This window comes from Burkholderia sp. Ac-20345, assembly GCF_017104825.1.
Classification (GTDB): domain Bacteria; phylum Pseudomonadota; class Gammaproteobacteria; order Burkholderiales; family Burkholderiaceae; genus Burkholderia; species Burkholderia lata_B.
This window is the reverse complement of sequence record NZ_JAAGPO010000243.1, coordinates 1-13388: the sequence shown is the minus strand read 5'-3', so window position 1 is coordinate 13388 and position 13388 is coordinate 1. Positions and strand designations below refer to the sequence as shown.

Sequence of the window (13388 nt, the reverse complement as noted above, 5' to 3'; positions counted from 1 at the left end):
CACCTGGCTGCGCGATGCGCTGGCCGCGCGGCGCATCCGCGCCGAAGTCGCGGCGAAGCTCGGCGCCGACGCACTGGAACTCGCGCTCGAACGCGCGCCGGAATTCGGTGCGCTCGCCGAAACGCTCGAGCCGTGGCGCGCCGATCCCGCTGCGTTGCCTGCCGTGATTCGCGCGCGCGGCGGGCGGCTGCTGGCGGATTTCATCGGCGTGGCGGGCGATGCGGTCGCGCGGCGCACGCGCCTGAAATTCCACCGCGCGATCGACGACGAAGCGCCGTACTGGCTGAACCGCGCGCAGCGCGACCAGTTCGGCGAGCTGATGTTCCTGTTTCTGATTCCCGAGAGGCTTGCGTCATGGGACTGGCTTTTCTGATCACGAGCGACAACCTGCAACTCCTGTCGGAGCGCAAGGTGCTCAAGGAGCGCGAATACGCGGCGCTGCTCGACGCGTCCGCGGTGATCGCCACCGCGCGCGACGAGGCTGCGCGCATCGTCGCCGACGCGCAGCGCGAATTCGACAAGCGCCAGGCGGCCGGCTACGACGAAGGGATGCGCCGCGCGCAGCGCGAGCAGGCCGCGCAGGCATATACGCAGGCGCTCGCCTCGGCGCGCACGATGGAGACGATGAAGGATGCGATGGCCGACATCGTCGTGAAGGCCGTGCGCGCGATCGTCGGCGAGATGAGCACAAAGACGCTGTACGAGGCCGCGCTCGCGCGGATCGCGCCGCTCGTACGCGACGAGGCGTTCCTGATCGTGCGGATCGCGCCCGGCCGCAAGGACGAAATGCGCGACGCGCTCGACGGCGCATTCGCCGGGCAGTCGAACCGGCAGAAGATCCGCATCGTCGAGGACGCGCAGCTCGAACGCCACGCGTGCACGGTCGAGACGCCGTCCGGGCGCATCGACGCGAGCCTCGACCTGCAGATCGACGCACTGCGACAGGCGATCCGCCGCGATGCGCTGAAGGGTGCCGCGCGATGAACGCGCCGCTCGACGATACGCAGCCGTTCGGCGACGACGACGGTGCGCCGTTCGATCGTGGCCGCCTCGTCGGCGAACTCGACGCGGGGCTCGCGTTCTTCTCGCCGGTGTCGGTGCAGGGCCGCGTCAATCACGCGGTCGGGCAGATCCTGAACGCGACGGGCATCCGTGCGCGGCTCGGGGAAATCTGCGAGCTGCGCACGCCGAACCAGCCGACGCTGCTCGCCGAAGTGGTCGGCTTCTCGCGGCAGACGACGCTGCTCACGCCGCTCGGCGACGTGGCGGGCCTGTCGCCCGAGACGACCGTCGTGCCGTCCGGGCGCGAGCATGTGTTTCCGGTGGGAGAAGGGCTGTTCGGCCGCGTGCTCGACGGGCTCGGCCGGCCGCTCGACGATCGCGGGCCGGTGGCGGGCGCCGCGTGGGTGTCGACGCAGCAGGACCCGCCGAATCCGCTCGCGCGCAAGATGATCGACACGCCGTTTCCGACCGGCGTACGCGTGATCGATGGCCTGATGACGCTCGGCATCGGGCAGCGCGTCGGCATCTTCGCGCCGTCCGGCGTCGGCAAGAGTACGCTGCTCGGCATGATCGCGCGCGGCGCGCAGGCCGACGTGAACGTGATTGCGCTCGTGGGCGAACGCGGCCGCGAGGTGCGCGAATTCATCGAGCACAGCCTGTCGCCCGAGGTGCGCGCGCGTTCGATCGTCGTCGTGTCGACGTCCGATCGTCCGGCGATGGAGCGCGTGAAATCCGCGCTGGTCGCCACCGCGATCGCCGAACATTTTCGCGATGCGGGCAAGCGCGTGCTGCTGCTGGTCGATTCGCTCACGCGCTTCGCGCGCGCGCAGCGCGAGGTCGGCCTCGCGAGCGGCGAGCCGCCGACGCGGCGCAGCTTCCCGCCGTCGACGTTCGCGGTGCTGCCGCGCCTGCTCGAGCGCGCGGGGCAGGGCGCGCGCGGATCGATCACCGCGCTCTACACGGTGCTCGTCGAAGGCGACGAGGAATCGGACCCGATCGCCGAGGAAGTGCGCTCGATCCTCGACGGCCATATCGTGCTGTCGCGCAAGATCGCGCTCGCGAACCGCTATCCGGCGATCGACGTGCTCGCGAGCCTGTCGCGGGTGATGCCGCTCGTCGCGAGCCGCGCGCACCAGCATGCGGCCGCGCGCGTGCGCGAGCTGATCGCGAAGTACCAGGAGATCGAGCTGCTCGTGCAGATCGGCGAATATCGCGAAGGCAGCGACCGGCTCGGCGATCTCGCGCTGCGCGCGCGCGACGCGATCGGCGCGTTCTGTGCGCAGGCGTCGGACGAGGACGTGCGCTTCGACACGCTGCTCGCGAAGCTGACGAAGCTGGCCAACGATCATGTCTGAAGCCGACGACCGCCTCGTGCTTGCGACGCTCGCACGCCTGAAGCGCGTGCGCGAGATGCGCAGCCAGATCGCACGCGTCTCGGCCGCGCGCCAGCAGGGCATTGCCGCGCAGAGCCGGCGTACGCTGGACGCCGCGCACGCGCAGCTGGCGCAGCAGGTCGCCGCGAAGGCTGCGATCCAGACGCGGCTTGCCGACGACGTGCGCGAGGCGCGCGCGTTGCAGAATGCGGCGGCCGACACGCGCACGTTCGACCGGCATATCGGCACCGCGAATGCGTCGGTGAACGAGGCCGCGCACGTGCATCGTGGCCACGAGGCGACGCTCGCCGATCTGCAGCGCGCCGCGCGCAAGGCGCAGGCCGCCGAGGACAAGCTCGGGAAGGCCGGCGAGAAGGCGCTGCACGCGCGCGCCGCGCGGGTCGAGCGCGATGCCGATGAAGTCGCGGACGGCTATGCGGTGCGACGTTTCGCGACGGCCGGCGCATGGGCGGCCGCGGTCGCCGACGTTGCCGGCCACGGGGACGCGTCATCCGAAGCAGCCGCTGCATTCGATGCGGAGATGACCACGCCGCCGGCCGACACGCAAGCCGATCCGGACAACGCGGCCGCTTCCACCGCCGATGGCGACGCTCCCCGCGACTCCGACGATCCCCCCGACATCGCATCGCCCGCCGCCGTGGAGCGCCGATGCTAGACCCGGCCTCGGGCTTCAACGACGTCGCAGGCATGCTGCGGCCGCTGCTCTACGTGATGCCGCGCCTGTTGCCGATCATGTTCGTCGTGCCGGTATTCAACGAGCAGATCGTCACGGGCCTCGTGCGCAACGGGATCGCCGTCGTGATCGCCGCGTTCGTCGCGCCGGCGATCGACGCCGCGCAGGTGGCCGCGCTGCCGTTCCTGATGTGGTGCCTGCTCGTTGCGAAGGAGGCGATGGTCGGCATGTTGCTCGCGGGCGCGTTCAGCGCGGTGCTGTTCGCGATCCAGGGCGTCGGCTACCTGATCGACTTCCAGACCGGCAGCGGCAGCGCCGCGTTCTTCGATCCGATGGGCGGGCATGAGGGCGGCCCGACGTCGGGATTCCTCAACTTCGTCGCGATCGCGCTGTTCGTCACCGCGGGCGGGCTGCAGGTGCTCGTGCAGCTGTTCGCGCAGTCGTATGCGTGGTGGCCGATCGGCTCGCTCGGCCCCGATTTCTCGTCGATGCTGCAGACCTTCGTCGTGCGCCAGACCGACACGATCTTCGAATGGATGGTGAAGCTCGCCGCGCCGGTGACGATCGTGCTGGTGCTCGTCGAGCTCGGCGTCGGCCTCGTGGGGCGCGCGGTGCCGCAGCTCAATATCTTCGTGTTCTCGCAGCCGCTGAAGAGCGCGCTCGCGCTGCTGATGATGGTGCTGTTCCTGCCGGTGGTGTACGCGTCGCTGCATGCGCTGCTGAGCCCCGACAGCGGGCTGATGGCGTTGCTGCGCGCGCTGTTCGCCGCGCACGGCGGCGCGTGAGCGCGACGGAGCCGCGATGGCCGAAAAGGACCAGAAGCCGACTGCGAAACGCCTGCGCGAGGCACGCGAGAAAGGCGATGTGCCGAAGAGCGCGGAAACGATTTCGTCGGCGTTCTTCGTCGGCGTGTGCGTCGCGCTCGCGGTGGGCATCGGCGCGCTGTTCGCGCGGCTGCAGGCGCTGTTCCGGCTCGTGTTCGATGCGGTCGGTGCGGCCGACCCGTCCGCGCGGATCGCGGTGCTGATCGACGGCGCCGCGCGCGACTGGGCGACGCTGTCCGCGCAGATCGTCGCGGCCGGGCTGCTTGCGGGCCTGCTTGCGGGCTTCGTGCAGGTCGGCGGCGTGATGGCGTGGAGCCGCCTCGTGCCGCAGCTGTCGCGGCTCAACCCGGCCGAGGGGATGAAGAACCTGTGGTCGCTGCGCAACCTCGTCAATCTCGCGAAGATGCTGCTGAAGACGGCGCTGCTCGTCGCGACGCTCGGCTGGCTGATCGTCGAGTCGCTCGACCCGTCCGTGCAGTCGGGCTTCACGCGGCCGATCTCGATCCTCGCGCTGATCGTGAAGCTGCTGATGCTGCTGTTCGGCTGGGCCGCGCTGATCTACATCGTGATGGCATTGATCGACATCGTGCACCAGCGGCACGAATTCAATCAGAAGATGAAAATGTCGATCGATGAAGTGCGGCGCGAGCACAAGGAAGACGAAGGCGATCCGCACATCGAAGCGAAGCGCCGCCAGCTCGCGCGCGAAGCGCAGTTCGCGTCGCTGCCCGACCGGATCGGCTATGCATCGGTGGTCGTCTATTCGCCGCGCGTCGCCGTCGCGCTGTATTACGGCGGGATCGGCACGCTGCCGTGGGTGCTCGCGCGCGGCGAGGGCGACGCGGCCGAGCGGATCGTGCGTGCCGCGCGCGATGCATTGCGCCCGACGCTCGCGAACGTCGGGCTCGCGCAGGCGCTGTACGAGACGACCCCCGAGAACGGCACGATCCAGCCGCAGCATTTCCGCGAGGTCGCGCAGTTGCTGAAATGGGCGACCGGCGCGGGCTGACGCGTGCGACGGCAGCCGCTTCGGCATACCGCCCTTTTTTTCGTTCCCATCCGATATGGCCCCTTGGGGCGATCATGCGTGCGCCGCGCTTGACGATATTTTTTTCTTGCGCGTGCGGAAGTTCACCTGTGAATTATTGCTGATTTATTTCTTCGTAAGATGGCTCGACCGTCACGCCGGACGGCGGGCCGCGAGGTTGCGCCACGCGTGACGAAAATGGTCAACAGGGGCGGACAAATCAAATGTGCGGAATCGACGGCTTTTTGAATAGCGTCGCCTTCGATGAGGAGACAGCGCGCGGCACGCTCGCGCGGATGACGGCAAGCCTCGCGCATCGCGGGCCGGACGGGCAGGGGATCTGGGTCGACCCGGAAGCCGGCATCGCGCTCGGCCACCGGCGGCTCGCGATCGTCGACCTGTCGGTGCACGGCCGACAGCCGATGGCATCCGCGTGCGGTCGCTACGTCATGGTCTTCAACGGCGAAATCTACAACCATCGCGAACTGCGCGCGGAACTCGAGCGCGCAGGGCGCGCACCGGCGTGGCGCGGCCACTCCGACAGCGAGGTGCTGATCGCGGCGATCGTCGCGTGGGGTATCGAGGCGACGTTGCGGCGCGCGACCGGCATGTTCGCGTTCGCGCTGTGGAACCGCGAATCGCGGGTGCTGACGCTCGCGCGCGACCGGATCGGCGAGAAGCCGCTCTATTACGGCCGGATCGGCGACGCGCTGGTATTCGCGTCCGAGCTGAAGGCGCTGCGCGGCTATCCGGGCTTCGACGGTGCGATCGATCGCGACGCGCTGTGCCTGTACCTGCGCCAGTCGAGCGTGCCCGCGCCTTACACGATCTATCGCGGCATCCACAAGCTGCCGCCGGGCACCTTCATCCAGTTCGAGCATGCGCGCGACACGCCGCGCATCCGCGCGTACTGGACGCTCGAACAGGCCATCGAGGATGGCCGCGCGCAACCGTTCGAAGGCAGCGCCGACGAAGCCGTCGGCCAGCTCGACACGATCCTGCGCCAGGCGGTTGCACGGCAGATGGAAGCGGACGTGCCGCTCGGCGCCTTCCTGTCGGGCGGCATCGATTCGTCGACGATCGTCGCGCTGATGCAGGCGCAATCGGCGACGCCGGTCGACACGTTTACAATCGGCTTCCATGAAGCCGGCTACGACGAAGCCGGTTACGCGAAGGCAGTCGCGCGCCACCTCGGCACCCGCCATACCGAACTCTACGTGACGGCCGACCATGCACTCGGCGTCGTGCCGAAGCTGCCGTCGATCTATGACGAGCCGTTCTCCGATGCTTCGCAGATTCCGACCTTCCTCGTGTCGGAGCTGACGCGCCGGCACGTGAAGGTGAGCCTGTCCGGCGACGGCGGCGACGAGCTGTTCGGCGGCTATACGCGCTACTTCCTGACGCCGCGCCTGTGGCGCAAGCTGCATCGCGTGCCGTCGGCGGTGCGTGCGCGGATCGCCGCCGCGTTGCATGCGTTGCGGCCCGATCACGCCGACCAGCTCGCGGCCGTCGCGCAGGGTGCGTGGGGCAGCGTGGAGGCGCGCGAATCGGCGACGCGCATCGGCGACCGCCTGCACAAGCTCGGCCACGTGATGACGGCCGAGAGCCGCATCGGGCTGTACCGGCTGCTGATGTCGGCGGTGCATCATCCGGAGCGCATCGCGCTGTCGGGGCACGAGCCGCCGACGCCGCTCGACACGGTGTCCGCATGGCCCGAGCACCTGAGCTTCGCCGAGCAGGCGATGGCGATCGATACGCTCACCTACCTGCCGACCGACATCCTCGCGAAGGTCGATCGCGCGGCGATGGCCGTCAGCCTCGAAACGCGCATGCCGTTCCTCGATCATCACGTCGTCGAATTCGCGTGGCGCGTGCCCGCGGCGGTGCGCTTGCCGGAAGGGCAGTCGAAGGCGCTGCTGCGCCGGCTGCTCGACCGGTACGTGCCGTCCGCGCTGATCGACCGGCCGAAGCAGGGCTTCTGCGCGCCCGTCGACCACTGGCTGCGTGGCTCGCTGCGCGACTGGGCCGAGGCGCTGCTGCGGCCGTCGCGGCTGCGCGAAGAGGGCTTCTTCGACGCGGCCGCGGTCGAGCGCCTGTGGCGGCAGCACCAGACCGGCCGGATGAACTGGCAGCACCAGCTGTGGACGGTGCTGATGTTCCAGTCATGGCTGGAACATCAGCGCGCGGGGTGACGCGGCGCGCGCGGCCGGGGCGGCCGGCCGTTGCGCCGGACGTCAGCCGACGTTCAGCGGCGTGCCGATCGCGAGACGGCCCGGATCGCCGGCAACCGACGGATTGAGCTGCAGGATCTCGCTCAGCGCGCGCGCGTCCTGCTCGCCGTGCGTCATCGCCTGCTGATCGGCGCGCGACACGTGCGCGGCGTCGAGCAGCGACTGGCGATGCTGGTCCGCGATCACCCACAGCGAATCGCCGGCGACGACGATGTACGGCTGCGGCGAATTCGACGGCGATGGCGGGCTTGACGGCGTCCCCTGCGACGGCTGTGGCTGCGACGACGGCGACGTGGTCGCCGTGGGCGACGGCGTGGCGGACGGCGCTGCACTGGGCGACGTGCTCGGCGAAGCACTAGGCGAAGCACTCGGCAACGCGCCCGGCGCGAGATTCGACTGCGACGGCCCCCCGCCGCCGAAGATCCAGTTGAACAGGCCGCCGACCAGCGGCGCGACGCCGATGATGAACTTGTAGCCGAATGCGGCGACCGGAATCATCACGATGGCGGTCGGGATCTTCTTGACGAGCGGCGTTGCGTTCGGGAAGTGCGTGTTGAGGCGGCCGGCGAGCAGCAGCGCGGTCGACGTCGCGGTCGCGACCGCGAGATCGACTTCGCCCTGTTTCCATTGCGACACGGTGGAAAGGCCGCCGAGCGCGACCGATGCGAAGTCGCCCGCCGAATCGAATGCGCGCACGACGCGGCTGCGCTTGTCCGCGTTCACGCGCCGCGACACGATCACGAACGACGCGCCTGCATACGCGGCGCCGAGCACGCCGCTCGCGACGCCGGTCGTGCCCAGCGCCAGGGTGAACCCGTCGTGCGCGCCGGCGATCTTGCCGATGCCGCTCGCGAGCGTGGCGACCGATGCGACGGTCATGCCCGCGCGCGCCGAGATGCCCAGCACGCTACGCGGATTGCCCGCGTGAAGCTGCTGCAGCGACGTGCCGCCGACGAATCCCTGCATTTGCGTGAGCACGTCGTCGGCGAGCGCCGTGATGTTTGCCTTGGCGTCGTCGAAGCTCATCGTTCCGCGCTTGTATTGCTCGACGTATTGCATGGTCATCGCTTGCGCATCGCGCACCGCGGCCTCGAGCTGCAGCGGCCGGTGCTCGCCGTATTCGTGCGTTCCGGAGCCGAATTGCCGGGCGAGCGTCGCCTCGAGATGCGAGAGCGCCGCGATCGCCGCCTTCGGGTCGCCCGACTGCAGGCTGCGGATGGCGCCCTGGTGCATCACCTGGAACACGCGCCCGAGACGCGACGCGAGCAGGAACGACGACGACATGTTGCTCATCAAGACCGGGCTCATCCAGTGGAATTTGGCGTCCAGGCCGATCAGGCTCGATGCGCCGAGGACGATCCCGCCCGTGATCTTCGTTTTCCTCCGGTCGGACGGGTCTTTCGAATGCCGGTGCACGCGCAGCGCATTGAGGTGCGCGGTGGCCTCGTCCATCGTCGCGGCGGGCTGGTCGGGCTGCGCGATGGCCTTGCGATTGGTGCCGATCGGGTGGGAGCCGTCGTTTTGCAGCGCCTTCCGGCTGGTGACCGCCTTCCAGTGCAGGCGGGCGTCGGAAGCCGGCGTCTGCGCCAGTTCCGGCCGTTCGGCGGTGCTGTCGCGATTGCGCTTGAGCCAGTCGCGGCCGACTTCACGTGCCTTCTTCTCCCGTGTGCCGATGCCCTTGTCGCCTTTGCGCCGCCACATGCTTTGCCCGTACTCGTTCGTCGCACGACGCGCCTGGTTCAGCAGCGTCGACGTGTGGTGCTCGTACAGTTGATCGCGCAATGCCGCGATCTGATCGTCCGTCATGCCGTTCTTTTTCGCGATGCGCTCGATTTCCGTGAAGAGGATCCGTTGCTGGTTCGCGAAGTCTTCGGTGCTGTTCGGCTCGTACACACGTGTCAGCGCATCGCCGCCGTGCAGTCTGTCGAACTTGCCGGAGCCGTCCAGCTTGTACTCGACGATCTTTTGCGCCAGCGCGCGCGTCAGGTCCGCATTCGCGATGAAGTCGTCGCCGTGCGTGCCCCATGACAGGCCGACATGGACCCAGTCGAGCTGTTCCCGGCCGAGGATCTCGTCCAGCAACTGCACGTGGCCTTCGCCCGGCACCGGCTCGAGCACGGCGTCCGCGCCGTGGAAGGTCAGCATCACGAGCGGCGCCTTCTCGCCTTCGTTCTGTTTCGCCCACGTCTCGAGCGATTCGCCGATGCGCCGGATCTCCGCGTATCCGTTGTTCGTGCCGGCCATCGCATGACCGTCCTCGAGCGACACGAGCGGGCGCGCCGGCGCGGCTTCGAGCCGCAGCAGGAAGCCGTATTTCGAGGCTGCCGTGAGCCACTTGTGCAGGTGGGCGAGGTCGTCGAGTTCGAGCGTGCGCAGCGTGCCGTCGGGGTCCGTGCGCGTGATCGTCGCGGTGTCGTCGTCGAAGCGGGCGCCGGTCGGGTCACCGAATTGCCTGGCGCGCCGGATCAGCCCCGGGTCCTGCTTGCCGCCGACCGCGGCGGCCTGCGAATACGGATCGACTTGGAGCGCGACGGCCGGGAGCGCGCCGCCGTATTGCTCGATGGTTTGCCTCATCTGCTCGGGGTCGTCGCGCAGCGAGAACGAGCGCGACATCGGGACGAGCCGGTCGCGGATGTCGGTCGGCAGTTCGACGTAGGCGTCGATCAGCTTCCGGTCGGTGGTGCGCGCGGCGCCGTGGTCGATGGCGAACTGCTGCGAACGGCGCACCAGCCAGTTGCGGCCGCCGCCCGGATTGGCGAGGAAGCCATGCGGATGGAGGCTCGATGCCTCGCGCCACATGTCCAGCGTCTTGAAGATCTTCTTCCATAGCGCGGCATCGGCCATGATCGCCTGCGGCTTGTCGCTGAACGTCAGGCCGTCGCCATCGTGCTTGCCCTGGTCGCGCTTGCCCCATTCCTTGAGGCGTTCGAGCGTCGCCGCGAAATCGCCGACCTTCGCGTTGCCGTAGCGCGTGACCGATTCGACGATCGTGCTCGACACGAACGCAGGCTGATACGGCTCCAGCGCGATCGGCTTCGCGGCCGGTACGGCAGGCGGTTTGGCGGGCTGGGCGGCGGGTTGCTTCGGTTGCTTCGGTTGCGGCTTGCCGCGCATGCGCTTGCGGCCGGGTTTGCCGGCCTGGACGCCATTGCCGCTGTTGTTGCCTTTTCCTCCTTTTCCGCCTTTGCCCGCTGCCGCCGCGGCTTGCCGGGCCGCTTCCTCGGCTTGCAGCGCGGCCTCCTTGAGCGCAGTCGCGCGCGGCACGAACGCATCGGGCGCGAGCGTGGACAACAGGAAGTGCTGATTCCCGCCAAACGGCCCGCGGCCGATCGTCGCCCGTTCGAGCGGCAGGCCTTCGTTCGTGCCGTCGCGGAACTGGGCGGCATCGTCGTACCAGCGGACCGTGCCGTTCTCCACCGCGACGATGCCGGTGAGCGTGCCGCGCAGCGCGTCGGTGACGCTCCCTTCGTGGTCGTACACGTACACGAAGTGGCCGTCGGGGATCTTGCCCAGCTCGAGCGCGCGAATCAGCTGAGGCGCGTGCTGCGCATTGAAGTCGAGCGCGGTGTCCGCGTTCGCCGGCAGCAGGTTCGGCGTGGCGGCGTCGGCCGCTTCCCGGTTCTTTTGCCGCAGCGACGGGCGGACCCGTCCGAGCACGCGCTGGACGGTCGCGTCCGGCTTCGACAGCGGCGTCTTCCGGTCGTCGAGCGCGCGGCGCATCTTGGCCGGCGCGAATCCGCCGTAGCTGTCGACGACGTCGTGCGCGACGTCGGCCACGACGAACCGCACGCCGCGGCGCCTGTCGGGCAACAGGCGCGAGCGGCGCCGGAACGCGTCGGCGAGTTCGCGATCGGCGATCGTCGCGTCGCCGAGCGACGTGGCTTCGACGTAGGTCCATTTCTGCGCGGCATCGAGCGTCGCATAGCCGAGCACCTTGCCGGTCTTGCGGTCGATCGCATAGACCGTCGTGTCCGTGCCGGCCTGCTTGCTCGCGTGCTTCGCCGCCTGCTTGGGGCGCTGGAAACGCGGTGCGTCGTCGAGCTGCTTCATGGTGGCGACGACCGCGTCGGCGGCACCCGTCGCGGACGGCTCGACGTCCCATTGGCGCTGCTCGCCGAAATACGCTTCGATGCGGGCGGCCCCGCCGAATGCGAGCAACTCGTCGAGCGGGACGGGCGACACGTAGTAGTCGTAGTCCTTGCGGCTCGCGTCGCCTTTCGACTTGAGCGGATGGAAGGCGTCCTGCGCCACCTTCGGATCGAGATTGTCCGATACCGGCTTCTTGTCGATGAACTTGCCGTTGGCGCCCGTGCGCATGCTCGCGACGAACTCGGGCTGCGGATGCCGTGCGTCGATCCGGTCGGCCGGCCGGTCGATGTGCGGCGCGATCAGCACGTGCGCGTCGTTGCCGAACGCGGCCTTCATGTCGGCAATAGTGGGGAGCTGGTCGCCGTCGATGCGGACCAGGTCGCGCTTGCCGTGCGATGCGAGCTGGTCGAGCGCACGCTGCGTGCGCTTGGCGGCCTGCCTCGCGGCGCGTGCGGGCACCGGCGCATTCCGTCGCGAGAGCGGCGCGGGGGCCGGCATCTCGCGCGGTACGCCGCCGGCCTGGATGTGTGCGGCCTGGCTTGCGTAGTAGTCGCGGTAGGTTGCGTGGCCGGGCACCGACGGCGCGGCGTCGCCGAACGCGGCCGCGAGCCGCCGCAGGCCGGCTTCGTCGCCGGGCATCACGCGATCGGCTTCGCGTGCGATCGCGTCGGGCAGGTGCGCGTCCTTCGCGATGTCGATGCCCGCGTCGTCGATGAGTTCGCGGCGCACCGCGAACGCATTCGCCTGCGCGCGCGCCTCCGCCATCAGCGCGCTTTCCGTCAGCGCGTCGGGCGAGGCGTGGTCGAGCGCGAGTTGCCGCGTGATGGTTTCGACCGCGTGCTGCGCTTCGTGCGCGAGCGCGTACACGAGCGTGCCCGTGCCGCGCAGCCGCCCGTCCAGCACGATGCGCTGCTTCGCGGTATCGATCCGGCTGCCGCGTCCAGGCCGGCCGACCACGACCTTCCAGCCGGCGTCGTGCGCGAGCGCGACCTGTCCGCTCAGCAGCGTCGAGCGGTCGACCAGCGCATACGCTTCCTTCGGCAGCGGCGCGCCGCCGAAGCGCATCCGGATCCGCGTGATCAGCGAAGGCCTCTGCGCGAAGGCATCGGGCGGCAGGTGCTCGGCCACCGCAGGGTGCGCGAGCTCGATCGCGCCGCGCGCGATGCCGTCCTCGAGCACGACCCGCAGCGTGCGGATGTCGCGCACGATGCCGTCGACGTTCAGCCTCGGCGCATCGGTCATGATCTGCGACGGGTCGCTCAGGTAGAAGTTGCCGTGCGTGTCGAACACACCTTCGAAATCGTAGTAGAGGCCGTGCCGCGCGGTGACCTCGCTCGCGCGATCGAGCTGCGTGAACACGTCGCGCGTGACGCGCTTCGGCAGCACGCCGGCGGTCACGTCGTGACTGCTGAGCGACGCGAACGGCTCGTACATCACGGCGACGCGGTCGAACGCCGAGAACGGGCCGCCGATCGTGAGCGTCTTCAGCCCGTACGCGCGCAGCGCGGCGAGGCCGTCCTGTTCCTGCCGGATCGACTCGATGTGGCCGAAGATCGCGCGGTTGTCGGTGCCGAGATAGATCCCGATCGCGTTGCGGCGGCCGAGTTCGAACACGGTCTTTTCGATGCCCGCGCCGGTCGCCGCGCCCGTGACGCGCTCGACGGGCAGGCGCGCGGCCGGGTCGCCATTCGCATGGATGCCGTTGCCGTCCACCGCGAGCGGGCCGAGATCGGGCCGCTCGTGCGGCGCCGGGTCGTAGCGCAGCCATGCGTGGGTGTGGCTCAGCGCGGCTTCGGGGCCGAAGCCGACGGCGATCGTCGGCGGCACGTGCACGGGCCGCTGCCACACGTTCGCGAGCCACGCGCCCGCGTCGCGGCCGTTGCGCGCCGCGAGGATGATCGCCGCGCCCGGGAAGCCGAGCACGGAGCGGTGCGCGAGCGTGAACTCGACCGGCGACCACGGGCGGCCGTCGGCATCGACGAGGCGGCCTTGCGCATCGGTCGTCCCGCGCACGATCACGATGCCGGCTTCGCGGTCGTATGACAGGCCGTCCGAATGCAGCAGCCGCAGGGCGTCCACGCCGGCGACGCCGCGCCCGTCGAACGGCGACGCCTTGACGGGCCGCGCGCGCGACCACGCCGTCTCGGG

Annotated in this window: 7 protein-coding genes and 1 pseudogene; 7 read left to right on the top strand and 1 reads right to left on the bottom strand. The window is 69.6% G+C overall.

Features of this window, described 5'->3' with window-relative positions; translation table 11 throughout:
• The 7 genes and pseudogenes from G3O06_RS42270 to asnB all read left to right on the top strand — a co-directional run.
• Nucleotides 1–373: pseudogene (locus tag G3O06_RS42270) on the top strand (bcscK); the annotation flags it as partial.
• Nucleotides 355–984, top strand: coding sequence for a type III secretion system stator protein SctL (sctL, locus tag G3O06_RS42265; RefSeq protein ID WP_174973630.1), 630 nt, complete (start codon nt 355–357; stop codon nt 982–984). The pseudogene G3O06_RS42270 and the gene sctL, both read left to right, overlap by 19 nt.
• Nucleotides 981–2357 (top strand): type III secretion system ATPase SctN, encoded by a 1377-nt coding sequence (sctN, locus tag G3O06_RS42260; RefSeq protein WP_174973628.1) that lies wholly within the window; start codon nt 981–983, stop codon nt 2355–2357. The genes sctL and sctN overlap by 4 nt, the downstream gene beginning before the upstream one ends.
• Nucleotides 2350–3051, top strand: a complete 702-nt coding sequence (locus G3O06_RS42255; protein ID WP_205819614.1) for a hypothetical protein — start codon at nt 2350–2352, stop codon at nt 3049–3051. The genes sctN and G3O06_RS42255 overlap by 8 nt, the downstream gene beginning before the upstream one ends.
• A complete protein-coding gene (gene sctT, locus G3O06_RS42250; protein WP_174915057.1) occupies nt 3045–3854 on the top strand; it encodes a type III secretion system export apparatus subunit SctT in 810 nt (269 codons plus the stop codon). The genes G3O06_RS42255 and sctT overlap by 7 nt, the downstream gene beginning before the upstream one ends.
• 16 nt (nt 3855–3870) lie before the next feature.
• Nucleotides 3871–4902, top strand: a complete 1032-nt coding sequence (locus G3O06_RS42245; RefSeq protein ID WP_174980734.1) for an EscU/YscU/HrcU family type III secretion system export apparatus switch protein — start codon at nt 3871–3873, stop codon at nt 4900–4902.
• Nucleotides 4903–5144: 242 nt separating this feature from the next.
• A complete protein-coding gene (gene asnB / locus G3O06_RS42240) occupies nt 5145–7112 on the top strand; it encodes an asparagine synthase (glutamine-hydrolyzing) (protein ID WP_205819613.1) in 1968 nt (655 codons plus the stop codon).
• Between the two features lie 42 nt (nt 7113–7154).
• Here the strand turns inward: asnB and G3O06_RS42235 are convergent, their stop codons facing one another.
• Nucleotides 7155–13319, bottom strand: a complete 6165-nt coding sequence (locus G3O06_RS42235; RefSeq protein ID WP_346779590.1) for an LWXIA domain-containing protein — start codon at nt 13317–13319, stop codon at nt 7155–7157.
• Between the last annotated feature and the right edge of the window lie 69 nt (nt 13320–13388).